General features: G+C 37.2%; 26 protein-coding genes, 1 other RNA gene and 1 pseudogene. 7 read left to right on the top strand and 21 right to left on the bottom strand.

Annotation, left to right across the window (positions count from 1 at the left end):
- Positions 1-193: 193 nt before the first annotated feature.
- Positions 194-1,339, bottom strand: coding sequence for an alpha/beta hydrolase (locus tag H1D32_RS10855; RefSeq protein ID WP_261178314.1), 1,146 nt, complete (start codon positions 1,337-1,339; stop codon positions 194-196).
- Between the two features lie 292 nt (positions 1,340-1,631).
- Between H1D32_RS10855 and H1D32_RS10850 the strand changes: the two genes are divergently transcribed.
- Positions 1,632-2,864, top strand: a complete 1,233-nt coding sequence (locus tag H1D32_RS10850) for an aminopeptidase (RefSeq protein WP_261178313.1) — start codon at positions 1,632-1,634, stop codon at positions 2,862-2,864.
- Positions 2,865-3,112: 248 nt separating this feature from the next.
- Here H1D32_RS10850 and H1D32_RS10845 read toward each other — a convergent pair whose 3' ends face one another.
- Positions 3,113-3,328, bottom strand: coding sequence for a YozQ family protein (locus H1D32_RS10845; protein WP_261178312.1), 216 nt, complete (start codon positions 3,326-3,328; stop codon positions 3,113-3,115).
- A 134-nt stretch (positions 3,329-3,462) separates the two neighbouring features.
- Here H1D32_RS10845 and H1D32_RS10840 point away from each other — a divergent pair, with 134 nt between their 5' ends.
- Complete coding sequence (locus tag H1D32_RS10840; RefSeq protein ID WP_261178311.1) at positions 3,463-4,125, top strand: HAD family hydrolase; 663 nt, start codon at positions 3,463-3,465, stop codon at positions 4,123-4,125.
- Between the two features lie 81 nt (positions 4,126-4,206).
- On the top strand, positions 4,207-4,437 hold the full coding sequence (locus tag H1D32_RS10835; RefSeq protein WP_261178310.1) for a hypothetical protein: 231 nt from the start codon (positions 4,207-4,209) through the stop codon (positions 4,435-4,437).
- Between the two features lie 471 nt (positions 4,438-4,908).
- Here H1D32_RS10835 and bshB2 read toward each other — a convergent pair whose 3' ends face one another.
- From bshB2 to H1D32_RS10820, 3 genes are all read right to left on the bottom strand, one after another.
- Positions 4,909-5,559 (bottom strand): bacillithiol biosynthesis deacetylase BshB2, encoded by a 651-nt coding sequence (gene bshB2 / locus H1D32_RS10830; RefSeq protein ID WP_261178308.1) that lies wholly within the window; start codon positions 5,557-5,559, stop codon positions 4,909-4,911.
- A gap of 14 nt (positions 5,560-5,573) precedes the next feature.
- Positions 5,574-5,921 (bottom strand): YojF family protein, encoded by a 348-nt coding sequence (locus H1D32_RS10825; RefSeq protein WP_261178307.1) that lies wholly within the window; start codon positions 5,919-5,921, stop codon positions 5,574-5,576.
- 152 nt (positions 5,922-6,073) lie between these two features.
- Entirely contained in the window at positions 6,074-6,640 is a 567-nt protein-coding gene (locus H1D32_RS10820) for a GNAT family N-acetyltransferase (protein WP_261178306.1), read from the bottom strand.
- Positions 6,641-6,829: 189 nt separating this feature from the next.
- Between H1D32_RS10820 and ssrS the strand changes: the two genes are divergently transcribed.
- Positions 6,830-7,012: non-coding RNA, 6S RNA (gene ssrS, locus H1D32_RS10815), on the top strand.
- A gap of 206 nt (positions 7,013-7,218) precedes the next feature.
- On the opposite strand, the gene H1D32_RS10810 is transcribed toward ssrS, so the two are convergent.
- The 9 genes from H1D32_RS10810 to H1D32_RS10770 all read right to left on the bottom strand — a co-directional run bounded on the left by H1D32_RS10810 (position 7,219) and on the right by H1D32_RS10770 (position 16,991).
- Positions 7,219-7,341: a hypothetical protein gene (locus H1D32_RS10810; RefSeq protein ID WP_261178305.1), complete on the bottom strand. Its 123-nt coding sequence runs from the start codon at positions 7,339-7,341 to the stop codon at positions 7,219-7,221.
- 223 nt (positions 7,342-7,564) lie between these two features.
- The gene (locus H1D32_RS10805; protein WP_261178619.1) at positions 7,565-8,293 is read right to left on the bottom strand and encodes a 5-oxoprolinase subunit PxpA; all 729 of its coding nucleotides are present in this window, start codon (positions 8,291-8,293) and stop codon (positions 7,565-7,567) included.
- A 14-nt stretch (positions 8,294-8,307) separates the two neighbouring features.
- Positions 8,308-9,276, bottom strand: a complete 969-nt coding sequence (locus H1D32_RS10800) for a 5-oxoprolinase subunit C family protein (RefSeq protein ID WP_261178304.1) — start codon at positions 9,274-9,276, stop codon at positions 8,308-8,310.
- A complete protein-coding gene (pxpB, locus tag H1D32_RS10795) occupies positions 9,260-9,985 on the bottom strand; it encodes a 5-oxoprolinase subunit PxpB (RefSeq protein ID WP_261178303.1) in 726 nt (241 codons plus the stop codon). The genes H1D32_RS10800 and pxpB overlap by 17 nt, the downstream gene beginning before the upstream one ends.
- A gap of 465 nt (positions 9,986-10,450) precedes the next feature.
- A complete protein-coding gene (gene msrB / locus H1D32_RS10790; RefSeq protein ID WP_261178302.1) occupies positions 10,451-10,873 on the bottom strand; it encodes a peptide-methionine (R)-S-oxide reductase MsrB in 423 nt (140 codons plus the stop codon).
- On the bottom strand, positions 10,866-11,402 hold the full coding sequence (gene msrA, locus H1D32_RS10785) for a peptide-methionine (S)-S-oxide reductase MsrA (protein ID WP_261178301.1): 537 nt from the start codon (positions 11,400-11,402) through the stop codon (positions 10,866-10,868). Before msrA ends, msrB begins: the two co-directional genes overlap by 8 nt.
- Before the next feature lie 193 nt (positions 11,403-11,595).
- Positions 11,596-14,736, bottom strand: coding sequence for an AAA family ATPase (locus tag H1D32_RS10780; RefSeq protein WP_261178300.1), 3,141 nt, complete (start codon positions 14,734-14,736; stop codon positions 11,596-11,598).
- Entirely contained in the window at positions 14,733-15,884 is a 1,152-nt protein-coding gene (locus H1D32_RS10775) for an exonuclease SbcCD subunit D (RefSeq protein ID WP_261178299.1), read from the bottom strand. The genes H1D32_RS10780 and H1D32_RS10775 overlap by 4 nt, the downstream gene beginning before the upstream one ends.
- A 135-nt stretch (positions 15,885-16,019) precedes the next feature.
- Positions 16,020-16,991, bottom strand: a complete 972-nt coding sequence (locus tag H1D32_RS10770; RefSeq protein WP_261178298.1) for a YbgA family protein — start codon at positions 16,989-16,991, stop codon at positions 16,020-16,022.
- A 252-nt stretch (positions 16,992-17,243) separates the two neighbouring features.
- On the opposite strand from H1D32_RS10770, the gene H1D32_RS10765 reads away from it, so the two are divergent.
- Entirely contained in the window at positions 17,244-17,729 is a 486-nt protein-coding gene (locus tag H1D32_RS10765; RefSeq protein WP_261178297.1) for a YbgA family protein, read from the top strand.
- 66 nt (positions 17,730-17,795) lie between these two features.
- Here the strand turns inward: H1D32_RS10765 and H1D32_RS10760 are convergent, their stop codons facing one another.
- From H1D32_RS10760 to H1D32_RS10740, 5 genes are all read right to left on the bottom strand, one after another.
- Positions 17,796-17,999, bottom strand: coding sequence for a hypothetical protein (locus H1D32_RS10760; RefSeq protein ID WP_261178296.1), 204 nt, complete (start codon positions 17,997-17,999; stop codon positions 17,796-17,798).
- Positions 18,000-18,079: 80 nt separating this feature from the next.
- Entirely contained in the window at positions 18,080-18,883 is an 804-nt protein-coding gene (locus tag H1D32_RS10755; RefSeq protein WP_261178295.1) for a nitroreductase family protein, read from the bottom strand.
- Positions 18,884-18,974: 91 nt separating this feature from the next.
- Positions 18,975-19,898 (bottom strand): dipeptidase, encoded by a 924-nt coding sequence (locus H1D32_RS10750; protein ID WP_261178294.1) that lies wholly within the window; start codon positions 19,896-19,898, stop codon positions 18,975-18,977.
- 227 nt (positions 19,899-20,125) lie between these two features.
- Positions 20,126-21,517 carry a class II fumarate hydratase gene (fumC, locus tag H1D32_RS10745; protein ID WP_261178293.1) on the bottom strand — a complete coding sequence of 464 codons (1,392 nt, stop codon included), beginning with the start codon at positions 21,515-21,517 and terminating at the stop codon, positions 20,126-20,128.
- A 66-nt stretch (positions 21,518-21,583) separates the two neighbouring features.
- Positions 21,584-21,736 (bottom strand): hypothetical protein, encoded by a 153-nt coding sequence (locus H1D32_RS10740; protein ID WP_261178292.1) that lies wholly within the window; start codon positions 21,734-21,736, stop codon positions 21,584-21,586.
- A gap of 119 nt (positions 21,737-21,855) precedes the next feature.
- Between H1D32_RS10740 and H1D32_RS10735 the strand changes: the two genes are divergently transcribed.
- Positions 21,856-22,797: a DUF2730 family protein gene (locus H1D32_RS10735; protein WP_261178291.1), complete on the top strand. Its 942-nt coding sequence runs from the start codon at positions 21,856-21,858 to the stop codon at positions 22,795-22,797.
- 416 nt (positions 22,798-23,213) lie between these two features.
- On the top strand, positions 23,214-23,426 hold the full coding sequence (yppF, locus tag H1D32_RS10730; RefSeq protein ID WP_261178290.1) for a YppF family protein: 213 nt from the start codon (positions 23,214-23,216) through the stop codon (positions 23,424-23,426).
- Positions 23,427-23,661: 235 nt separating this feature from the next.
- Here yppF and H1D32_RS10725 read toward each other — a convergent pair whose 3' ends face one another.
- Both H1D32_RS10725 and pgmB read right to left on the bottom strand, forming a co-directional pair.
- Positions 23,662-25,968: a glycoside hydrolase family 65 protein gene (locus H1D32_RS10725; RefSeq protein WP_261178289.1), complete on the bottom strand. Its 2,307-nt coding sequence runs from the start codon at positions 25,966-25,968 to the stop codon at positions 23,662-23,664.
- A gap of 72 nt (positions 25,969-26,040) precedes the next feature.
- Positions 26,041-26,687, bottom strand: a pseudogene (gene pgmB, locus H1D32_RS10720) (beta-phosphoglucomutase).
- Positions 26,688-26,793 lie beyond the last annotated feature (106 nt).

The following is a 26,793-nucleotide window of genomic DNA, read 5'->3' as shown; positions in this document are numbered from 1 at the left end:
TTTTTACACAAAATACTAAGAATTCACCACTATTTAGTAAGTATTGCTCTTTTCTTAATTAATTTATTGGGTGATATCTTCATCTAAGGTATTTTTTCGATTATTTAAGAGTAACAAAGCAACAAGTTTTTTTGTGCGACGAGTAACCGCAGGAGCAATGTTTACGAAAAGAGCCTTCTATTAAAAAGATAACTTACCCAATTATATCTTTATAGAGCAAAAAAGCGGCGATTGCATAGGCTTCGAGGTATTCCCTAATCCCTTCTCTACCTCGAGGACTGCTTACAATGGATTTCTCTAGACCGCTGTCCAATTTTGTCTCATCGGAAAAGACATTCTTAAGAAATGAAACTGTTTCACGTAAGCCATGTTCTCCTAAATTCATGACTTCGTAAAATGAAATAAATCCATGCATTACGCCTTCATAATGAAGGTGGGTAACAGGTATTCCTGCTTCCGCTAGTCTCTCTGCGTACTGTTCACCTTCATCGCGTAAAGGATCATACTCTGCCGTTATTATTAACGTCGGTGGCAGTGCCTCAAGACTTTCTGCATTAAGAGGAGAAGTGTAAGGACTTAGCCACATGTCTTCCATTGGTGTATATAACTCTCGCGCTCGATACATGACATTACGAGACAATAAGTAATATCCACTGTCATAAATAATTCGCGACTGGAGAGGTACGTCTTGGAACGTCGTTAGCGGATAGAGCAATGCTTGAGCCGTTAACGGAGGACCATTAAAATCACGCGACATTAAGGCAACAGCTGTCGCTAAGTTCCCCCCAGCGCTATCCCCTATAACTGCGATTCGATCTGGATCGCCATTAAACCTCTCAGCCTGCTGATAAGCCCACAGCAATGCTTCATAACTATCTTCGACTGCAGTTGGAAAAACATATTGCGGTGCTACTCGATAACCCACAGCGATTACTACACTATTTGTTCTAGCAGCAATAGCTCGAATAATATTATCATGGGTTTCGATATTCCCATAACCATCTAAAAAAGCACCTCCATGATAATACATGAGGACTGGATGCCCCCCATCGCTTTTGGGATAATAAACTCTTCCTGCGATTTCTTGACCTTCTGCCACAGGGATCATGATATCTTCTCTAGCAATTGTCGATGGTCTTGGCTGTATTAGAAATTTAGGTGGTTTCATATCTGATGTAATAATGTTATTGTTAACTGCGTGAAGAATGACGGCAGTTTTTGGTGGCAAAATTCCTTCGTCAGTCGTCGACCAATAATGAACCGATAAGATCACATAGCTTATAAAAATTAAGAATACAGCCGCAAGATAGACGAAGATCTTCTTTATCACCTTCTTCATGCCATTTCCCTCCTTTTTTTCTGTAGTTTCCCTTTGTGAACCAAAAATGAAACACGTTCTTTCGTTTTCACAATTTTTTTAATAGATATTCGCTCAGTTGTTGTTTTTCATTATGCTTCGTTTTTGAAGAAATGGGCCGTTACTAAGTTAATTTCCTACGCTCCGAAAAGCAAGATTGCATTACCTTAGGAACTACTTTAAAATCGAACCTACGAGATAATCTTTTCCTATAGTCCTTTCTTTTGGTAAAATGAATTTGCAAGAAAAATACATATGTGAGGGGTTTGTATACATGAGTACATTTGAACTACACCTAGAAAAATATGCTGAAATTGCCGTTAAAGTTGGAATTAATATTCAACAGGGACAAACGTTAGTGATAAATGCACCTACAAATAACATGGACTTTGTTCGCCTTGTTGCCAAAAAGGCTTATGAAGCAGGAGCAAAAGATGTTCACATTGAATGGAATGACGAAGAACTTACCTTACTAAAATATACTTTAGCACCTGACGAAGCGTTCCTTGAGTTTCCTGCTTGGAAGGCTAGAGGTTTTGAAGAATTGGCTGAAAATGGAGCTGCTTTCATGAGTATCGTTGCTGCTAATCCCGACCTCTTAAAAGAAGTTGACCCTGAAAGAATTTCAAATGCCAACAAAGCAAGAGGCCTAGCTCTTGAGAAGTACCGTAATTATGTTCAAGCTGACAAAGTAAGCTGGTGTGTCATTGCTGCACCATCTAAAGAATGGGCGCAAAAGGTTTTTCCTACTACATCTGAAGAGGAAAGCGTTGCTAAACTTTGGGAAGCAATTCTCATGGCGACTCGAGCTGATTTAGATGACCCAGTAGCAGCTTGGAGAGAACATAACGCTAAACTTCTGAGCAAAGTTGATTATTTAAATAATAAAAAATATCAAAAGTTGCATTATCAAGGGCCTGGCACTGATTTAACAATTGAACTACATGAAAAACACCTTTGGGTTGGTGGTGGAGGTAAGAGCGAATCTGGAATAAGTTTTGTGGCGAATATGCCTACTGAAGAAGTATTTACACTTCCGAAAAAAGACGGGGTTAATGGTGTTGTTGCAAGTACGAAGCCATTAAACTATAGTGGTAACGTCATTGATAATTTCAGTCTAACGTTTGAGAATGGGAAAATTGTTGACTTCACTGCCGAAACTGGATATGAAACCTTAAAACGTTTAATTGAAACTGACGAAGGTTCACATTTTCTTGGAGAAGTAGCTCTTGTACCACACGATTCACCAATCTCAAATTCAAACATTATCTTCTACAACACATTATTTGACGAAAATGCTTCAAGTCATTTAGCGATCGGCAATGCCTATTCCTTCAACCTTGAAGGTGGGAAAACCATGTCAAAAGAAGAACTTCAACAGCATGGGGCAAACACAAGTATTACTCATGTCGACTTTATGATCGGTTCCGGAGAAATGAACATTGATGGAATTACTGAGGATGGTAATCGTGAACCATTATTCAAAAACGGAAACTGGGCGTTTTAAGTAATCTTAGCCTTTAAAAAACGAGCTTGGGAAACCAAACTCGTTTTTTTATTTTAGGCTATTTTTGCAAGTATATGATACTTGAAAACACAAGATCTCAAGGACAAGTTTCTAACTTCCTACTACCAATCACTTTTTGACGACAAATCGCATATTTTTACCATGCGACGAGTAATCGCAGGAGCAATATTTTTACCATGCGACGAGTAATCGCAGGAGCAAAGTTAGGAACGAGCCTTAATTAAGTATTACTTTCCTTGCTTTCGTGGAAAATCCTTTGTTACTTCCTCTAAATTATCAATCTCACCATCGATTGTTCCCTCCATATAGGTGTCACTAACTTGCTCATGAGTAAAGGCAAGTCCTTTATCCACCTCATTATTGCTTTGATAATCAGAAGGATCATATGAATTTTCAGCAACTTGGTTACTGCTGCTGTTAGTCGTTTTATTTTTTTTGCCCATAAACTAAACACCCCCTTTAAAAGTAGTATGACCCCTTTCGAAGATAGGTATTGCTTCCTAGAAAAATTAACTTGCAAATCTAATTAGCATAATTATACAATTAAACAAAATATATATTCGAAAGGAAGCTTAATGTGAAGGTAGCTATTTTTGACTTTGATGGAACATTATTTCCAGAAGAAACTTTTCCTTTGATGATGAGACATTTAAAAACTCATCCAGTCCATGCTCCTAAATATCGTCGTTTTATCTCAAAAATATTACCGGTATATTTAGCTTATAAACTCAAACTTTATCCTGAGCAAAAAATGAAAGAGTATTCTATGCGTTCTTATATTTCCTCATTTGGTCGATCATCTAAAATTGATATCCAACAGTTTTTTGCACAACTTGGTGACGAAATGAGTCAAAATTTAAGTGAAGCGGTAGTCCAAAGGCTAAAACAGCATAGTAAAGACGGGTATTACATTATGTTAGTTTCTGGAGCATTTGAACCTTTACTTTATTCTGTTACAAAAGATATCGACTTTGATTGCATTATTGGTACAAGTATTCCTTTTAAGAATAAGGAAATTGATAAGCATACTCCAGTCATTCACATTCAAGGCGAACGGAAAAACGCTAATATCTTTGCGCAACTTGCCAATCATGACGTAGATTGGCAAAATAGCTACGCTTATGGTGATAGTTATTCTGACCTAAGTGTCCTAGAACTTGTTGGAAACCCTGTAGCTGTAAAACCAGAGCCGAGACTTTTGGAAATTGCTACGAAACGAAATTGGGAAATCCTCTCTTAACTTGGCATGGTTCTCCCCTCATGAATTCATTGTTTTTAACAAAAGCTATTCATGAGCAAATATTAAAGGAGGCCGACAGCGATGGAGTACGTTATTAAAGCAAAGGATAGTGCTATCCCCTGTTTAGTAACTATTGACGAGGATAACGGAAGATACATGTTAAGGAACGCTGATACTAGTGGCGAAGTTTTCCAAAATAAAGAACAACTAATCCAATGGATTGAAACTCAATGGTATCCCAAATTTTTTGAGGATGAAGAGGCATACTCTGATTTGCTAGCCATGATTAAAGGAAACTTTGATGATTTCTAGAACTGTCATATGTACATCATGTATCGGTGGAAGGGCACTTTCATTTGGTCTAATATATAAGTAGAGCTCACACGAAAGTTCACTTTCTTTTATTGAGTTGGCTATTTAATCATACTTACATCTTGTGTTGATGAAGGTGAACTTTTCTACCTCATCGCTTTACCGCTTTACTTTAGCGGGGGTCAGACCCCAAATGACACAAATGACACAGTTCAAAAAAGGTAGTACTTTTCAGATACGAAAAGTACTACCTTTTTTAAAAGAATAGAATTTATAGAAATTTTATCGTAATAACGGTCTAGCTACAGCGCCCAGCCCCTCGAGGTCAAATAACCTTCGAAAGAAAAAGTGAACTTCCTTTTTCCTAGAATAAAAGTGAAAGAGCACACTTTTATTCTAGAAGAACATTTGCATGTCGGGGCTTCAATGGGAAAAAGCACTACACTTTTCCCTCGGGAGATTGCGCTTTTCTTAAAAGCGATAAATCCAGAAGTGTTCTTCTGTTAACCATTTCCTTAAGCTAGCTTTCTGATCTTTGCTTTGCTTAAAGATAGCTTCTGTTTGCGAACGATGAGCTTTAATGGCTGCAATCTTGACATCAATGGTATTGGCGACATCATGTACAACATCTGGTTTACCCAATACTTTTTCCCGTTCTTTTGTGATTGCCATACAATAAACCTTTGGGCGTTGTTCCTTTGCTAACTGTCGCACGGCTTCCACTGTTGCATGTCCAGTAGCATCATGGTCAGGGTGAACACCATGCCCTGGATAATGAGTAATAATTAATGATGGCTTGACTTCTAGAATAATTTCTTTAATTGTTTTAATTAAATTAGCCTCGTCTTCAAATTCAATCGTTTTATCTCGAAATCCCAACATTCGTAAATCTTCAATCCCTAATATCTCACAAGCATCAATTAGTTCTTTTTTTCGAAGAGCTGGCAAAGTTTCTCGATTAGCAAAGGGCGGAGTTCCCATGTTCCTCCCCATTTCCCCTAATGTTAAGCAGGCATATGTTACTTTAACACCTAATCTTTTATACTCTGCGATTGTTCCTCCGGGACCAAATGATTCGTCATCAGGATGCGGGAATACAACTAACACATGTTCTTCATTCATCTCTCTCTTCCTTTCTAGATAAAAGGTTTCTCACTTAATTGTAGAGCTATAGCAATCTTACCTTCACTATCATGACCAGCTAAAAGTAATTGTCCATCTTCATTTACTTCCCAATCCGTAAGTCCTTGAGCATAAACCCACCCATCTTCTAAGTGTAAGCCTACTCTATAAGGGTGATCACCTGTTATTTTCCCTTGTGAAAATTCTACTTTCCCATTTCGAATAAAAGCACTCACTGTCATCATGCCCTCATTTCGATGAGCCGCATAGGCTCCATTTGTTGTTTCTAAGTGGAGATATATAGGTTTATTTTTATACTTATTTATTTCAGCCTGAACTAGCTGAACATTAATTGGATTCATCAAAAACCCTCCTACAAATAACTTTCTTGCATTTTACCACAGTTTTTTCAAAACTACCCACTTTAACACTTGCCTTTCAGCAGCATCCTATCATTAACGAACTAACAAAACAAAAAAGTAGCCCTCAAAAAAAGTTAGGACTACTTAATAGGTTATGCTTCTGCGACTTCATCTTCGTAAAATGATGTTAGATATTGTTCTTTTAGCAGACCATAATAGGAGACATCTTCATATTTCCCCCACTTAAGGACATGCTGTGAGAGCGTCCCTTCATAATGAAGCCCAGCTTTTTTCATTACTTCAATAGAGGCATGGTTTCTGATCATGACGCAAGCCCAGACACGGTTTAGGTCTAGCTTACCAAAAGCAAATTCAATCATTTTTAACGAGGCTTCGGTAGCATATCCGTTATCCCAATAGGGCTTTCCGATCCAATACGCTAGCTCTCCACGTTTATGATTTAAGGCAATGTTAAGTGTTAAACAACCAACAAGTTCCAACGTTTCTTTAAGGATAATCGCCAAGGAGTAACTGCTACCTTTTTTCATTTTTTCAGAACAACTTGCGATCCATTGCTCAGCATAACCATCTGGGTAAGGATACGGTATGTGTAAAGTCGTTCGAGCCAAATCTTGATTGTTAGCTAGGGATTTTATTGTTTGACCATCAGATAACTCAAACGGTCTTAAATATAGCCGATCTGTCTCAAATGAAAACATATGATATCCTCCTCCTTAATCTTACGTTCATTCTGTTAACTAAAAATATAGCTAGTAGTATTTAAATATATTAGACAAAATAGTAGCAAATTCCTGCTTTCTTTACTTTCTCCCACTAATGGTAAGAAACCACTATTGTTACTAAGGGAAAATTATATTAATATACAAATATAAGAAAAACGCATAACAAACATCCTGCGATGAACGTGTGCTTGAGATGTCTCAAACCGATGCATTGTTTACGGGAATTCTAATTGTCATTTGGACAACAAGCCAAGTAAGCTAATTGGAAGTTGGAAAAGTGATTGCGAGTACCCACCTGCTTTTGAGCGGGTTTTGAGACACTAGGAGCTACGTCAGAGCGGGGAAAATATTTAGTTAGTTAAAGCCTGTATCCAATTGGACACAGGCTTTTTTTGATTAAGTTTTTTTCGCATATTAAATTGGAGAGCTATAACCTGAAGCACTAAGATCTCGGGGCATCTTTTCTAAATTAGACTAAATAACTGAAAAAAATAAATGTTAATACAACCAATAACAACTAGGTTAACGAAAAGAGCCTTGAGTAATATTTGAACCTATTCTAAATTTTCTTTTTGTTGAATATTAGTTTTGGAAATTTGCACTTGTTCTTTTTGTTCTCTCCTAGCTTCTCTCAGCACCATACGAATTGTCTTTCTAATACGTTTTCTTTTTACCATGAATAACAACACTCCATTTTCTTTAGATTTGTTTTCATGTGTTATCTAATATAATGACTTCATAATTTCTTTTTGCGCCATTAGTTAGTTGCTATGGCGATTTAGATAATTATGAAATTCACTCAATTAGTAAAAAAATCGCACCATTCTTACAAAGAATAGTATAGAAAATCATATGTATACCTGATTATGATTATGACTAGAGAGAGAACAAAGGACGATACTATATGAGGACACTGCTTATTTTTTTTGCGAACGCTAAGGCATGATGATTATCTCCATGAATACAAATGGTGTCCGGTTTAATTGGCACTTTTACCCCCTGAAGCGATTGTACAGCCCCATCTCTGATCATCGTTGAGATTTGCTTTATTGCTTCATTTTCATTAGTAATGATGGCGTTCTTCGCAGTTCGAGGTGTCAACGTACCATCCGCTTGATATGTTCTGTCAGCAAAAACTTCATGATATACTTGCAACCCAAGAGCTTCTCCAGCCTTTGTTAACTGACTATTTGCTAATCCATATAAAATTAAAGCTGCATCTACATCCTTAATTGCTTTCACAATTGCCTTGGCAAGCACAGGATCTCGAGCAGCCATATTATACAATGCTCCGTGTGGCTTTACATGGTGAAGGACACCGCCTTCTACTTTAACAATTGCTTGAAGAGCACCTATTTGATAAACGACGAGATTATACACTTCAGTAGCAGTTATTTCAATTTCTCTTCTTCCAAAACCTACCAAGTCCTGAAAACCTGGATGCGCACCAACATTCACACCCTTTTCCAATGCCGATGCAACTGTTTTTCTCATGACATTAGGATCGCCTGCATGAAATCCACAGGCAATATTTGCAGATGTGATGTAATTTAATATTTCTTCGTCTATACCTAACTTATAAATGCCAAAGCTTTCTCCTAGGTCACAATTTAGGTCAATCTTCCCCATCATCTATTTGCTCCTTACCTTCTGATTTGCTTCAATAAGATTGAAAGTCTTCTTAGTTCTTTTTCTTGTGCGACATATAACTCTTGCGCTTCTTCTAATGAAATTTCTTCAAATTGAACCATATCTCTTGGCTTCAGCTGTGCTAATAAAGGTAAATCAACTGAGATCACATTGGCCAGTTTTGGATAGCCTCCTGTCGGTTGTCGATCTGCCATTAAAATTATCGGTTGTCCATCGGCAGGAACTTGCACAGTGCCAAATGCTGTCGCTTCTGAAATTTGTTCTACGGTATTAAGTGTTACTAGTTTTTCTCCTTCTAAACGGTAGCCCATTCGATCGGAATCTAAGGAAAGTTGATACTCCTTCTCAAAGAAGTTCTCTATCGCTTCAAGAGTAAAATCTGAATACTGCCTTCCTCTCGTAACACGAATTTTCTTCGATTTCTTAAGAGAATGAACGAACCAACGGGTAGTAGAAAAATTGTCATTATGTACTATGAAGTTATTTTTTAGCTTTTGACTTTTTACAGGGATGATATCTCCTTTTTTAAGCTTCTCACCATGAAGACCTCCATATTTTGCCGGTTCATAGGTTGAACGACTCATCATCACAAGCGGCGTGTCAATCCCACCCTTGATAGCCAGATAGGCGCGACAGCCGCTTTGACAGTTTCCAAATTTCAAAATCGATCCTTTCTTTACAAAAATCGGTCTTCCCATTGGTACCACATCAAAATTAAGCTGCGGCAAGAAGTATCCTCCACATATGGCAAAAATCGTATCTTCCAAAAAAACAAGTTCAGGACCTAACAATGTTATTTCCAATGTTGCCTCACTGATTTGGTTTCCGACTAAGAGATTCGCTAATTTATGTGAGAAGGAATCCATTGCCCCGCCAACTACAACACCGTATTTTTGAAAAGAATACCGACCTAAATCTTGGATTGTTGTTCGTAATCCACCCTGTTTAACTAAGATACTCATCTTTCGTTCCTCTCCACGATTCAAATTGCACTTCGCTCATTCGTTCAAAGCGAACTCTATCACCTTGCTTTAACAGACTTGGCTCCAATCTTTTATGATCGAATAAAGGAATTGGCGTACAACCAATGATCTGCCAGCCACCTGGCGAGTCAATTGAGTATATCCCTGTTTGTAACCCTGCAATACCTACAGAGCCTTTTGGCACTTTTTTTCTAGGTGTTGCAAGTCTTTGTGTCGCGATTCGCTCATTTAAGCCACTTAGGTACGGAAAGCCAGGTGCAAAGCCGATCATCGCTACTGTATAGTCAGCTTCAAGATGTAACTCAATTACTTCCTCTTGAGTTAAAGCATGAAACCTTGCTAATGTTTCCAAATCTGGGCCATACTTTCCTCCATAACAAACAGGAACGATCGTAGTCGGCTGGGTTGTTTTTTCTCTATTTTCTAAGTTGCAGCTTTGAAGTAATTGCTCGACCTTTTCCTTACAGGATTCAAATGGTGACTGGTATTTATTTTTCAAATAAAAGAGAGGATTATAAATAATCGCAACCGTTGTATAGGCAGGTATATATTCTATAAATCCTTCTATTGAAGTATTTGCTAATAACTTCGAAAAAGCGGTGACCCTTTGCTGTACTTCTTCACTTACAGCTTCGCCAAAAACTACTACTAAACCGCAATCTCCTAAAGGTTCTATCGAAATGCTCATAGGCCTCCTCCTAACTATCTAAATTCTATAACCAATAGAGTTATTTCACAATACTCTAAAAAAGTTTACTATTTTCTAAAAAATAGGTATAAATCAGGAAAAGTTATCCACCCTAAATTTCAGGGTGATAAACATGAAAAAAGTAATAAAATGGTTAGGGAAACATGAAATAATAGCAGCATTCCTCTTTCTATTTCTTTTTGGAGGAATATTGCTCTCTTTAGTGTTTATTAATATCTACTTTGAGATCCCAAAAATCGCATAACAACAAAAAACATGCCAATTTCAGCATGTTTTTTATTATGGCTGTTTTCTCAAAGATTGTTGTTATAGTAAAGACAAGATATATCTAGTTCTCGAGGCCATCTTTTCTACCATTCGAAGGTGTTGGTAACGTAGAAATATCGATTATTTATTGAATATTGTCCATAATGCCACAATGTTTACGAAAAGAGCCTTTATTACTTATTTAAAAAGCTCTAAATACTCCCCATATCCCTCTTCCACAAGTTTCTCTTTCGCAATAAAGTTTAAACTCGCAGAATTAATGCAATAGCGAAGATTTGTTGGTGGTGGTCCATCATTAAAAACATGACCTAAATGAGAGTCTGATTTCTTTGATCTAACCTCAGTTCTAATCATAAAATGACTGACATCAGCTTTTTCGACGATTAAGTCATCACCCAAAGGTTTTGTAAAGCTTGGCCAACCACAGCCAGAATCATATTTATCGATCGAAGAAAACAAAGGCTCACCAGAAATAATGTCGACGTAAATCCCCTCTTGTTTGTTGTTCCAATATTCATTTTGAAAAGGTGGTTCTGTGCCGTTTCTTTGTGTTACTTCGTACTGAATTGGTGATAATCGTTTTTTTAGATCATCATTCATTGTTCGTATTCCCCCAATGCGCTTTTATAAAACCTACCCTGCCTGAACCGACGCTATATAGCGAATAATGGGTTGGATTTTTCTTGTAATAATCTTGATGGTAGTCTTCACCAATGTAAAACGTAGTTGCTGGCAAAATTGGCGTTACTATTGGTTTTGAAAAGCGCCCACTTGCCTCAAGCTCTACCTTTGAAGTTTCTGCTTTTTCTCGTTGCTCATCGGTGTGGTAAAAAATAGCCGTTTGATACGACTGCCCCCTATCACCAAATTGCCCTCCGGGATCCGTAGGGTCAATTTGTTGCCAAAATAAACTCAATAATTTTTCATATGGGTAAATTGAAGAGTCGAATGTGATTTGGACCGCTTCGTAATGACCTGTATCTTCTCTACAAACTTCTTTATATGTTGGATTTTCTGTATGGCCACCGGTATAACCTACAAGAACGTCTAGGATTCCTTCCTGCTCGTGAAACGGTTTAACCATACACCAGAAGCAGCCACCTGCAAACGTTGCTTTCTCAATCGGCATACTTATCACCCTTTCCATTTTGGATATGCTAATTATACCAATTGTTCCCCTGATTATCCCAAACAATGCTCATAGGTTAATGATGAATGATGAGTTTTGAGTTATGAGTTATGAGTTATGAGTTATGAGTTATGAGTTATGAAAAACCATTGTGAAATATTCACAATGGTTTTTCAACTCTACACTCTACACTCTAAACCGAAGCGGTATCGCCATGGTATTTTACAACACTTCCAGTTTGTGTGGCTATCACTTCAAAACGGGCGTCAATCCGCTCTTTTAGCTCAGGAACGTGTGAGATAATTCCTACTAGTCGACCAGTACTTTGAATATCGATTAAGGTATCAATTGCACTTTCTAGTGATTCAGGGTCTAGCGTACCAAAGCCCTCGTCAATGAACATCGTTTCCATTGAAACCCCACCCGAAAAGCTTTGAACAATATCTGCTAGTCCTAACGCTAATGCAAGCGAAGCTTTAAAGCTTTCACCACCTGATAATGTTTTTACATGTCTGGAGCCACCGGTATATTGATCAAAAGCCAAAAGTTCAAGTCCACTTTGCGCATTGCCTTTAGATCGTTCAGTTTTTCTTTGTAGTTGGTAGCGGCCATTTGTCATTTTATTGAGTCTAGCATTCGCCGCTAGTAGAATATCATCTAAAAAGGCAGCTAAAACAAAGCGCTCAAACGTTATTTTGTACGTATTTTTCCCAGAGGCAATTTCTGCAAGTTCCCCAACAGTTTTATATTCTTCCTCTACTGAAGCCATTTGTGCATTTATTTTTTCAATAGTTTCTACGATGTCATGATTCGTTTTCGTCTTGTGATAAAGAATGTTTCGTTTTTCTTGCAGGGCAGAGATTTCATCGTTTATCATCTGTAGCTTTTCAGAAAGCTTCGCTAGGTCTGGTTTTTCAATATTTGTTAACCTAGTCACCAAATCAGTGTAGCGATCAGTAACAGAGCGAAGCTCCTCTCTATATGCTTGAACATTTGCTTCCATTTTACGAATTTCCATTTCTGGCAATCTCACTCTACTATATTCCTCTACAGAAGCAAATCCTAGTTCATGTAATTTATCGTTAAACATTTCTTGGAATTCCTTGTGACGTTCAGTTAATTCGGTTACGACTTTTTGTAGTGATGACACCGAACCTTCTAATCCAGCAATGTTTTGAGTTGTTTCAGTAACTGCTTGTTGAGCCTGTACTAAGGCTTGTTCTAAATCTCTTAAACGCTCTTGTTCCACTGTTAATTGCTTCTTGAACGCAGCTTCATTTCGCAATTGTTCTGGAAGTGTCTCTTTTAATCGAGCAAGCTCGGTACGTTTTTCTACAAAAGACGTATAAAGACTATCATGTTCTTCCTGACTCTTCGCTAAGCGCTCCTTTACCGATAGTAGGTTAGCAGTCGTTTGTTTTACTTCCTGTTCTAGTTCTGTCACTTTAAGTAGCTTTTCATCGATGGCCTTTAATTCATTTGAAAGATTTTTACATTGAAGCCGATAGTGTTCTTCTTGGTCTTCTAAGGCGAATTGTCGAAGCTGATACGTAAGGTTCATGCTTAATTCATCAGCCAATTTAATTACTTGGTCCATTTGTGTTTCAAACTTCGATTTTGCCTCATAGTAGAGAGCATCATTTTTTGACTTTGCTTTCTCTATTTCCTTCAATTCATTTTGGACGGATTTTAATTGTTCAGCCGTCGGCATATCCTCATGAACGATGGCTTTTTCAAGGTGATGAACGGCCCCACAAACCGGACATGAATCGCCTTCGATAAGGTGTTGCGCTAGTAACCCCGCTTGTCCTTTATTCCAGGCTTCTTGTAGCTCCTCAAGTTGTTCATTTTTTTCTGCTAACTCATCTTCCAAGTCAGCACGATCATCTTCAGTTTCTGAATATTGGTTTTCAAGCGAAATTAACAACTTCTTATTTTTCATGAGGTCGGTTACTCTTTCTAACATTCGTTCCTCTGAAGCCAATTTCGCTGCCAGTTCTGCCTTCGCAAGTTTCGCTTCATTTATCGCTTCTTTTTCAGTCGCTAAAACTTCTAATTTTTCTTCAAGGGCTGTATATTCTTTTTCAAGATTTGTTTTAGACCCTCTTATCGTCTCTAGAGATCTATTAAGCGAATCCACTGTTTTTTCAAGCGACGAAAAGGATCTTACGTCTTTTTCCATCAACTGTAACCGGCTAATTTCCTTTTGAATTGCTTCTTTTTCAGAAGCTTTAGCTTCCTCTTTTTGAAGGTGGGCTTGTTTTTCTTTTAAGACCAACGTTAGATTCGTAATAAGGGTCCTGGCGTTCTTCAATTCTTGTTCCTTAGTTACGACCTGTCTTGATACGTCACGACAACGTTCTTCTTGTTGGTGAATAATAACCGCTTTATTCGCTAAATCGATTGCCTTAACGACATCCGCAATCTCAGGTTGCCTTGCCTCTAACTGCTCTTTTTGCAGAAGTAACTTTTCCATTGTTTCTAGTTGCTCTATCAGAACATTGCCGTGATGGATTTCTTTTTCAATGAACCCGCGCTGTTCTTCTTTTGTGAAAATGTTCGCTGCAAAGGCAGTAAGCGCTTTTTGATCCTCAGCGACATCTTGTTTTAATTCTTGCAACAGCTCAACAACATTAATATGTTCTTCAGCTAAGAGTGCTTGTAACTTTTCGTTATCTTGAGCTTGAATTCGACTAATAAAACTATTACGCTCTAAAACACTGCGTTCTACTAGCTTCCTTAATTGAGCAGATTTTTCTTTTAATTTTTCCTCAATCGTTTTATAGACTTCAGTATGGAACAGCTTTTGTAGAATTTTCTCTTTGTCCTTACTCTCAGATACTAAAAGTTTTCGAAACTCCCCTTGTGGGATCATCATAATCTGACGGAATTGATGACAATCGATCTTCATGATTTCCTGTATTTTATCATCTACTTCACGGACATTTGAGGCTAGAAGTGTCTCATTTTCTCCTATTTCATATAGTTCTGCTTTGGCGCCAATAATCGTTGTTCCCTCACCACGAGATTTTTTCTTTTCTTGTTGAGGGCTTCTTATGATTAAGTAGCGTTTGCCACGTAATTCAAATGTCAGAGACACCTCTGTCACTGTATCATCCTGTGTAAATTGACTGCGTAAATCGACTCCGCTGCGATCATCGCCACTTGCCTTTCCATAAATCGCGAAACTAATACCATCAAAAATCGTCGTCTTTCCAGAACCAGTTGGCCCTGAAACCACAAACATGGTCTTTGCTCCTAATTTTGAAAAGTCTACTTCCTGTTTCGTGGCGTATGGGCCAAAAGCTTGCATGGATAGTTTTAATGGTTTCATTTGCAGGCAACTCCTTTCTTCCCTACAACAGAATCAACAATCGATGTTATAACCTCTTGTTTTTCCGCTGTGAAGTTACTTGTTGTCATTTCTTGATAAAAATCAGCAAATAAATCTAATGTCCCTTTTTGATTGCTATGATCAATTTGGAAAAGCTTATTTTTCTTGGCGTCACGTTGCTCAATTTTTCGTTCTAAGTGAAGTACATTTGGATAGATTGTTCGGAGTTTGCCAATTGGATCAATCAGCGCCCCTTCATCAAGTAAGGATATTTTCAGATAATCCTCCACCTTTTGCGATTGATAGTAATTGATATCCAATAACTCTTCTAAGTGACCCTCAATGATACGCATATCAAATTTTGGCTTTAAGCTCTTATATGTTACAGATACTTGTCCTTTTTCATCAATGGTAACAATTGAAACAGATTTATCCTGTTTTGCTTCTGAAAACGAATATTTCATTAATGATCCTGAATAGTACACCGTAGGATGCTTGATGGCACTCGGACTGTGCAGATGCCCTAAGGCCGTATATTGAAATGGTGCAAAAACATCTGCACTCACGACCTCAGATCCACCTACTGATAAACTTCTCTCTGAATCTGATTGCATTCCACCTAAGACAAAGGCGTGTCCAACCAAAACATTTGGCTCGTTTGGATTTAACGTTTTCTCAATAACATCGACCATTCGTTTCATGGCATCTTCATGGCTAGAGATAGTCTGATCTTCAAGTAAGTATCGGATTGTTCCTGGCTCAGCATATGGCATTAGATAAAAGTTGACGCCGTTTAGTTGAACAGGTGTCGGCTTGCTAGATGGTTTCCCCTCTATAAATAAATTACTTTTTCGGAAAAGTTGATTACCAAAATGAATTCTTTCAGCACTATCATGGTTTCCTGATATCGCTAAGATTGGAGTATTAAGTTCTGTTGTGATCTTATAAAAAACGTCATGAAGAACTTCAACCGCCGCTGTAGGTGGTACAGAACGGTCATATAAATCACCAGCTATTATTACCGCATCAGGTTGTTCCTCAGCGACTAATTGAACAAACTGTTGTAGCATGTGCATTTGATCTTCTGTCATATGAATTCCATGAACAAGTTTACCTAAGTGCCAATCAGCTGTATGAATAAACTTCAAAGTTATTGCCCCCTAAATCATTTTTCTCACTATCTTCTATTCTACCATGAACATGGAAACTGTCGTGAAAAAATAAGCTAACCAAAAGTAAAGTGTCAGTCACCTTGGCTTAGGTTGACTGACACTTTCAGCACATCACCGATAATCTCGACCTTTTCCTGAATCGCTAATTTCAATTAACTTTTCAGGGTAGGGTTGAAAATAGGTTTGTTTAAGAAGATATTCATTGTCGAAGCGTATTGCCCAAGAATGCAATAGACTCGCAACACTACTTAACGGCACTTTCTTTTTTTTGTATTTATCAATCATGGAAATAAAAAACTCTTTTTCCTTCGCTGACAACTGTTTTGAAAAATAGCCAAACAAGTGCTGACTTACGCTTATATTCGACGTATATTTCGGTAGTTTTGCAAACAAATGGTAAAGCTCTACTTCATATTCCTCAAAGATTTGCTGTAAAGATTTCTTTTTATGATTTCCAACAATGTTTCCTAATTTTTTTAGGATTGTTGGTTGGTATGCCATGAACAAATATTTATTTTTCGCATGATATTCGACGAGGTCAGCTAGGAGTCCTTCCTTCTTTAACTTCTTAAACGAAGCGATAGTAAACAACTTTGTGAAAAAGTGCTCTCGGATCGTAAAGTTTTTTAGCCTACCTTCATCCTCTACTGCTAAGTGGCCATATTGAGCTTGAACCTTGCTACCAAATAACCCGCTACTCGTTCGAATAACAGGAGCTTTTTCGATACCAGCATAAACCTTCACGTCATTTATTCCACAGCTGGGTGATCGATTTTTCAGGATAAACCCGTCGATATCGCCAACTTCTGTTAAGAACTGTTCTGAAAACTGATTCATTTTATTCGTTAGGTCGATTTTTTTGGCAGGCTGATAAAGCTGATCCATCCCATCATTGTCTATGACTCGAATAACATCCCTTGGTACACCTAAACCTATTTCTACCTCTGGACAAACAGGTATAAACTCGACATAAGGTAATAAATTATGAACTGTTTGATCTCGAATGATTTCGCCATCATAACGACACCCTTGAAATTCTAGACATTTGCTAACAATCACCCTTGGTTTAACAAATTCTCCCATATTGTCCCCCATTTACAGATGTATGTAAGAAGTAACTACCACTAACTGATTTCCATTATGTAAACTTTGTGGCTATATTAAGATATAATGTTTAAGCGCTAAGATTGTTTATGTTATCCATCCAATGGCAGGTTAGAAAAGATGCCCGCTAAACGTGATGAAATATCTCATGCTGCATTATTGAAAAACACAATCTAGACGAAAACAAAATTGAAAAAGTCTTCATCATTATTTCCTTTAGGAGTAAATTATATGACAAACATCAAAATAGTAACCGAGAAACTTTGGGCAAAAAATAAATATGAAGTTATGGCAAAAGGTTATGAACATTATCTTGAAGTTAGAACCATGCTCAAACAAGCTACTACCATATCGGATTATGCTCTGATATACCATAAAATCAGTACACTTCGAGAAGTACCATATAAGACGAAAGCCATGATTAACACGTTAGAGCATATTTGGGGCTATTTTAAAAAGAATGCTTCAAATGAAGAAAAAGAACGATTTTTCCAGCAACTAAACGATATTCGACAAGTTCAAATTGATTCATTTACCACTCTACCAGAAGAAGTTAAAAAGATATTTTCATTTATCCTTCAATTATTAGCTCGATATGAAAATGATTACCTTAAAAATTCTACCATTTTATTTCCTGACCTCATCTGGAATGAAGTTCAACAAAAAAAGGCATTCCTTATTTCAGAAAATACCTATCAGGATGTAAAATTTGATTAGACTAGAGTTTTTATTCGACTTATAGCAAGCAACAATCTTTCCGAAAAGATTGTTGCTATTGCCTTTTTAACGGTTTAACTTCTCTTTTATTTCATCTAGCAGTTTAATAATTTCAGAAAAACCAATGACAAAAACGCCACTAACAACTGCACTAATTAAAAACATAAGCCCTGTGATATCTTGCATTGTCAAGAGAAGACCTACAGCTCCACCAACGAATATCGTTAATATTCCAATCACAAACAAGAGTCTAGCAATCTTATTGTGCATTTACATCTCTCCTTAGCTTAGAGAAAAAGACCGTAGAATTTCTACAGTCTTTCCATATTGTTTATTATGTAGCAATGTTACTATGACCCCACTTTTTCAAAAACTACTAAATTATCATCTTGATCAAATCGCCATTGACCAACTACGTTGTGGTATTTTATTGCAACATCCAAATGAAGCATGGCAATTCCACGGTCAATTCCTTTTGGTACATTCGTATCTTCTTGGGCATTATTGATCTTTAAAGAGATGGAATGATCTTTTCCGATTATAAAGCTTACTGATTGACGATTATAGGCGGATGGGGAGAGACTAGCAGCTCGGACACTAGAACTTATCCACGCCGGCCAATCTTCTTGAGCTAATCCTTCAACAATCTCATCGACAGACTTTCTCTTATGATAATCCCCTACCTGGTTCATCATCTTCTCTGTAAGACTAAGATTTTTTCTGGCATGACCGATAGGAATAATAGCGATCACACTTTCCTCATCACTAATGCCTACTTGCTGGGCCGAAACTTCACGATTGAAATAACCACCTACCCAACAGGTTGAAAGACCATGCTTTGCAGCTTCTAACACGATTGCTTGACCTATAAATCCCGCCTTTTCGAACTGAAAGGTACCCTCATTATTTATAATTAGTGCCAGATATGCTGGAGCTCCTGTGATTTTCCCGTACGGTCCAATTGCTCCAACAAAAACTGTATCTGGTGCTTGATCTATGAAAATCATACGTACTCCTTCATAAAGGCCATTTAATTCACTAATCGCACTGTTTAATGTCAAGATCTTATCATCTTCAATCTTTTTAGTTACAAACGTTCTTCTAGAACGACGAATTTGGATAACTTTATACCAATCCTCATAACGTATAGACATCTATACACCACCTTGCTTTATAACATATTTCCATATGTTATTATAGCATAATTATCGCTTATTAAATTGAAATTTTTTCTTCCTTAGATGCTCATTTCGGGATGAAATTCAGGAAGTTTTTTGAAGCAAAGCCTGCTACTTGGGCTTCACTATAATACTTCAAGAGCTCATTCATAAGCATTTGGTATTTTGAAGCATTTTCCAGACCTTCTACAAACTCAGAGATCCCATCAAAATCGGAGCCTAAGCAAATATGTTTTTCTCCACCTAATGAACAAAAGTACTCAATATGACGGACAATATCGGTGATAGTCGCCTTTCCTGACTCCGTTAAAAAAGGCGGATTAAAAACGATCCCAACTAAGCCATTTTTCTGAAACAAAGCTTTCGCTTGTTCATCAAGCAAATTTCGTCTATGCCCACATAATGCAAATGCATTAGAGTGGGTGGCAATCGGATAATCAGCTAGTTCAATGACATCCCAAAACCCCCTGACACTTAAATGAGAAACATCCGTTAACACTTGGTTAAAATTATTCAGCTTCACAACTTCTTTACCAAAATCAGTTAAGCCCGCAGCACGACTTTCACCAACACCATCACCAACAAGATTCGCATTATTCCATGTTAATCCCAGTGATTTTACACCTAAATCATAAAAATGGTTCAGCTTATTTAGATCATTTCCAAATGCATCCGAACCTTCAAGTGTTAAAACAGCACCAATTTCACCATCCTTCAATAATGAAAAATCAGACCACTGTTCAATTTTTTTGATATGCTGGTGTTTTCCTACAACCTCACTATGAAATAATTCAATTTGCTTTATGGCAGCCTGATACTTCTCATCAAAAGGTGTTTCGGGCTCGATAAAAATGGCAAATAACTGCCCCTTCACACCACCTATTGATAGTCTTTCAAAGTTCGTCTCTATATCCGGACTATTGGTAAAAGAACGATTAGTATCATCGTAGAGCTTTAATAAAGCATCACAATGCGTATCAATGATTTTCATTTTGCATTCCCTCCTTTTCCTTACTATTACTCTAAACAAAAGACTATGAAATAGCAGCTACATAAATTGTTCAACAAAATGTGTTCTTCTAAAGATTTCTGTAAGTACACCATTTTTTCATCTGACAAAGTTTATTTCTCCTACTGTATTGTACATCTTTTTGAACTTTTCTAACAAATATGAACGAAATCACCCTTCTAATATGTCTGGGTGATTTCAAGTTTCCTTTAGTGATCTTGTGGATTGATCATTTTGCTTGGATCAACAATAGAATCATATTCATCTTCTAATAAAAAACCACTGTTAATGGCGGCTTCTTTCAAGGTGATACCATTCTGGTGAGCACTCTTTGCAATCATAGCTGCCTTTTCATAACCGATATGAGGATTAAGCGCTGTAACAAGCATTAATGAATTTTTAAGATGCCTTTCAATTACTTCAATATTTGCATCAATACCAACTGCGCAATGATCATTAAATGAACGGATTGCATCAGCAAGTAATGTTGTTGATTGGATAAAATTATAAATAATAACAGGCTTAAAGACATTCAATTCAAAATTTCCTTGGCTTGCAGCAAACGAAATGGTAGCATCATTCCCCATGACCTGCACTGCAACCATGGTTAAGGCTTCACTTTGGGTCGGATTTACCTTTCCGGGCATAATTGAACTTCCAGGTTCATTTGCAGGAATCATAATCTCACCTATTCCACAGCGTGGGCCACTTGCTAACCAACGTACATCATTGGCTATTTTCATCGCATCAGCAGCTAAGGCTTTGAGGGCTCCGTGTAGATGAACGAGTTCATCATGGCTGGTCAGTGCGTGGAATTTGTTTTCCGCTGTAACAAACGCTTTTCCTGTGATTTTACTTATTTCCTCAGCAACGAGTTCACCGAATTTAGTGTGGGCATTGATTCCTGTCCCAACTGCTGTGCCACCTATGGCTAGTTCGCGGATGTTCTCTAGACTTGTCTGGATCATCTTTTCACACTTTTCGATCATTCGATGCCATCCACTAATTTCTTGACCGAGGGTAAGTGGGGTTGCATCCTGTAAGTGAGTTCGACCGATCTTGATAACAGTTGCAAATTGGGCTACCTTGTTCGACAATGTTGTTTTAAAGGTAGTTATGCTTTCTAATAAATCATTTTCTACCTTAAGCAAAGCGGCAATATGCATCGCAGTTGGAAACGTATCGTTCGAGCTTTGCGATTTATTTACATCATCATTCGGGTGAACAATGACCTTACTCTCTGTTTGCCTTAAAATCTCATTCGCCTTATACGCAATCACTTCATTAACATTCATATTAGATTGAGTTCCACTTCCTGTTTGCCAAACGACCAGAGGAAAATGTTCAGTAGTAAGATTCTTTCTTATATCGTCGACTGCCTTAACAATGGCATTCGCTTTTTCACTTTCAAGCTTCCCTAATTTCTCGTTTACTGTAGCAGCTGCTCTTTTCAGTATCAAAAATGCATCAATTACCTCAATTGGCATTTTTTCAGTACCAATTTTAAAGTTCTGTCTACTCCGTTCAGTTTGTGCCCCCCACCAGCGATCAGTAGGTACTTGTATTTCTCCTAATGTATCTCTTTCGATTCGATAAGACAATAAAATACCCCTCCTCACTATCATTTCTTCCATATTTTCGCTTCCTTCTTACGTTTCCCCCGCTAGTTAAAACATAATCATCGCAAAATCCATTGATGAAACAAAATAAACGATCATTGCCAATAAAGCAACAACAATGATTATTCTTACAATCTTACTTATCACTTTAATGAATAAAAATATCCCCACAATAACGAGTAAAAGAATTGGCCATTCCATTTATACAACCTCCATTCTTTACCAAAATTTGATAAACATTTATTAGATAAAATCGTTCACAATAAAGAAGGTCACATCGACAAAATACGTTAGAAGAAGATGAAAGGGGGCTTGGGAATATGAAACAAAAATTTTTAGGCATACTTTTCTTAACTGCCATTTTCATCTTTACAGCTTATTACATAGGGCTAAATCAGTCATCACGGCAATTAGAACTTTTAAACGAAAAATTAACGATCCTCGAACAACAAATGAATAACCTACCTAATGAAAATGAACTTGAAGAAAAAGAACAACAAGTAGCTGAACTTGAGACCCAGATCAAAACATTAAATGATAAGATACAACAATTAGAATCAGAACTCTCTCGTTTAGCTGTTGAGAAAAAACCTACCAAAAAGGTCTTCTTAACCTTTGATGACGGACCCTCCCCACTGACAAAGGACATTTTGGCTATTTTAAATAAAAAGAATGTCCAAGCAACTTTTTTTACAATCGGAACAATGATGGAGCAATATCCTGAGATCGTAAAGCAAACCTATGAAAATGGGCATATGGTATTACCACATTCATATTCTCATAATTATTCAATTTATTCCACATTCGATATGTTTTATAAAGATCTTGCTAAGGTAGAAACTGTATATGAAGACATACTAGGGTTTAAATCTCCTACGATCTTTCGATTTCCAGGCGGGTCTTCAAACCCAAGTTCCATTAAATTTGGTGGAAAGCAGTTCATGCCTAGCTTAACGTCAGACCTAAGAGCTCGCGGATACACCTATATTGACTGGAATGTCATTTCAGGAGATGCCACAAAAATTTCAAAAAAACCTAACAAAATGCTTGAGCAAGTGATCAAAGGTTCTCAGAACAATAACTTTATCGTTGCTTTATTTCATGATATTGCACCAAATAAAGCAACTGCCCAATTATTACCCGAAATCATCGACTACTATCAAAAACAAGACTATACGTTTCGTACCTTTCGTGATGTTACTTCTGAAGAAATAGAGGAAATGATGAAACGGGGAATCGCAAATAAAACCATAAGCTATTAACGCTTATTATCTTCTTGTAAAAAGAAAGCCGTGTTGAGACAAATCAAAATACGGCTTCTTCTGGCTTCACGCAAAGTATCGTGTAAAGCCTAGTTTATACTTACCTACGCCCCCTAAAACCAATCATGAATTACTAGAATTAATATCGTTAATATGGTGAATATGGTAAATTCACAAATCATCATTTAAGCTAAAGTAGAAAAACTCCCAAAGAAAATTCGCATAATTCACGATAAGATTTCATTTTTTTATCAAATCTACAAAAGACCCCCTTCGGATAACGTGGTAATTTGTTTGTTAAGGTAAAAAAATGTAAGAAAATGTCTGAAGTTAAAAAATTCTAAACAAATCAAAATGATAGTTTCCATGCTAAGATAAATGAAAACAAGCAAACATCGGTTTGTGAGGAGGGCGCTATGATCGTAAAAATGCTTATTGAAAAGTATATTTCAGCTAAAAATGATAAACCTGCAAATGTAAACCAACTTCTAGATTTTGCCACTTTATCATACCTAAATAATCACTTAACAATCGGCCAGTATAAATCTCTCATGCGTGAACTAATGCTTAGAGGTGCGAAAAAACCAGACTTCTATTACGAAGTAAAAAAACCACAATTAATTAGCTAGCCCTATACCTACCTAACTAAGAAAAGCGCAAGCGCCCTGCTTAGCCCCGACAAGCAAATGTTCTTCGAGAAAAAAAGTGTGCTCTTTCACTTTTATTCTCGAAGGTTATTTGACCTCGAGGGGCTGGGCGCTGGAGCTAGACAGTTATTACGTTGAAATTTTATACTTTCTTAAACTACAAAAAAGAAGCGATTGACATGATGTCAACTGCTTCTTTTTGCTGTGGAAATGAAAGTTAATAATGAACAGCTAAGGTATCATTCCCATTAACAGTGTATTTTGTCCCATGAATAATCACTGGTATCGTAACTTCTGTCTCGTTCGTAATTGAAATTTGATCTGCTGAAACTTTAATATTTAGTAAAGCTCCTCTAAAGACAACCTTAAATGAAAATGACTTCCACTCACCAGGGATAAAAGGATTTAGAATTACTTGGTCATTTTTCACTTTGAAACCACCAAATCCTTGAACAACACTCATCCAAGTTCCAGCCATACTTGTTGTATGACATCCATCTTCGGTATCGTTGTTATAGTTGTCTAAGTCAAGGCGCGCTGTTCTTAAATACATTTCATATGCTTTGTCTTTATACCCCAATTCACAAGCCAAGATCGAATGAACGCAAGGTGATAGTGATGATTCATGAACTGTCATTGGCTCATAAAAATCAAAGTTCTTTTTCTTTGTCTCCATATCAAATTCATCATTTAAGAAGTAAAGACCTTGGAGAACATCAGCTTGTTTAATAAAGCAAGAACGCAAAATTCGATCCCAAGACCAATTTTGGTTTAATGGCAAATGTTTAGGGTCTAAATCTTTCACATGAATTAACTCTTTATCTAAGAACCCGTCTTGTTGTAGGTATATTCCCATCTCTTCGTCATATGGATAGTACATTTTTTCAATTATGTCGACCCATTTCGCAGTTTCTTCTGTTGAAATTTTTAACTTCCGCTCTAACTCTTCGTAGCGAGCTTTATCAGTATCTTTTAAGAAATCCATAGCTGACAGGGTGTATTCTAAAGTCCAAGATGCAATTCGGTTTGTATACCAGTTGTTATTTACATTGTTTTCGTATTCATTTGGACCGGTTACACCTAACATCATGTACTGATTTTTTGCTGGCACATAATTTACACGTTGTGCCCAAAACCTTGAAATCCCAATTAATACATCCAAACCATACTCGCCTAAGTAAGCTTTATCACCAGTGTAATTGACATAATTATATATTCCATAGGCAATGGCCCCATTTCGGTGAATTTCCTCAAAGGTAATTTCCCACTCATTATGAGATTCTTCTCCGTTCATAGTAACCATTGGATAAAGTGCAGCACCGTCTGTAAAACCTAGTTTCTCTGCATTTTCAATTGCCTTTTCTAAATGCTTAAAGCGATAAACAAGTAAGTTTCTTGAAATTTTCGGGTCTGCAGTACTTAAGTAAAATGGTAAGCAATAAGCCTCTGTATCCCAATACGTACTTCCTCCGTATTTCTCACCTGTAAACCCTTTCGGCCCAATGTTTAGACGGTCGTCTTCCCCTGTATACGTTTGATTTAGCTGAAAGATATTAAAACGAATTCCTTGTTGAGCTGCAACATCACCTTCAATCACAATGTCGCTTTCTTTCCATTTTTCAGCCCAAGCTTGTGCTTGCTCGCTTAACATGGTTTCAAAGCCTTTTGTTAAAGCTCCTTGAAGACGCTCCATCGCAATTTTTGATAAGACAGACCTGTCATAGTCTCGTGATGTAACATTGGCAACGTATTTATAGATGACCGTTTCTTTTCCTTCAACAAGAGCGTGCGCAAACGTATGTGCAACAAACTTTTCGCTTTCCGTTACTTCTGGAGTAAAGGCAACTTTTACACCATTATGGATAAGCTCTGTTTTCATCGTTGAACATAGGACATACTCTGTCTTTTTTGTTACTACTGTCACTGAGGCAACATTCGTAGTCGCTTCTTTAGCAACTTCATCCCAGAACTTTTCATCGTAATTTGCATCTTTATTTTTCACATCAGCATCAAGATATGAAGTCACTTTCACTTCGCCGTTAAAATTTAAGGGTGTAATTGAATAACGGATCGTCCCTACTTCTTTGTCTACGATGCTAACAAAACGCTTTGCATGAATCTTAACCTCTTTGCCATCATGTAAGATAGCAATAAAGGATCTTTCCAAAAAGCCCTCTTTCATATTTAACGTTCGTACGAAATCTCTCACTGGGACTTTTGCTAAGTCTAAGTTTTCACCATCGATCTCTAACGTTAATCCAATCCAGTTCGTTGAATTTAGTACTTTGGCAAAATATTCAGGATAGCCATTTTTCCACCAACCAACACGGGTTTTATCCGGATAATAAACACCTGCCATATAACTTCCTTGAAGTGATTTCCCAGAGTAATCCTCTTCAAAATTAGCTCTTTGACCCATGTGACCGTTACCAATACTAAAAATACTCTCAGATACTTCATGGTTTTCAGGTTCAAAGCCTTCTTCAATGATTGACCATTCGTCTAACTTTAAATATTGTTTCATATTATCTCAATCCCTTCTATCAAACTACTTTAAGGCAACCGTTTGCGCATTTGTCGTTAAAATAAAGGTTAGTTACATGTCTAACCTATCTAACGACATCTCTGCAAGAGAATCCACCACGTCGTTTGCTCTATGTAGTATTTGTTTTGAACCCACACCGATGACATACATTCCTGCACTAATCGCTGCTTCTACACCTGAGACAGCATCTTCAAACACAACACAATCTTTTGGATCGACATTTAGTGCTTTCGCACCAAGTAAAAAGACTTCAGGATCTGGCTTTGCTTTTGTTATGTCAGTTCCATCAACGATGCAATCAAACATGTGAATTAAGCCAATTCTTGTTAATATTGTTTTTGCATTTTTACTAGCTGAACCAAGCGAAATTTTTATACCAGCATCTTTCAATGTTGTTAAAATTCTTTCGTACCCGGTAATATTTCCTTTTCATCCATGTCGGAGATTAACTCTACATACCATTCATTCTTCTTGCTTGCTAGTTCTTCTTTCTTCATTTCATCTAACTCAACTCCGCCGATCTCAAGTAAAATGTTCAAAGAGTCCATTCTACTTACACCTTTAAGTCTCTCATTATCCTCCTCGGAAAAGTCAAAACCTAATTCACGGGCTAGTCGTCGCCAAGCTAAGTAATGAAATTTAGCTGTATCAACAATCACACCATCTAAATCAAATATACACGCTTTAATTGGAGTCAAAATGATCCCCCTCTACAATTAAATAACTTAAACAACTACATTTTACTCTACTCGGTTTGAAAAAGAAAGCGGTTCACGTGACTTTTTTTCTACTCGATAAAAATGT

The sequence above is a fragment of the Anaerobacillus sp. CMMVII genome, assembly GCF_025377685.1.
Taxonomy (GTDB): Bacteria; Bacillota; Bacilli; order Bacillales; family Anaerobacillaceae; genus Anaerobacillus.
This window is presented reverse-complemented; position numbering and strand designations above follow the sequence as displayed.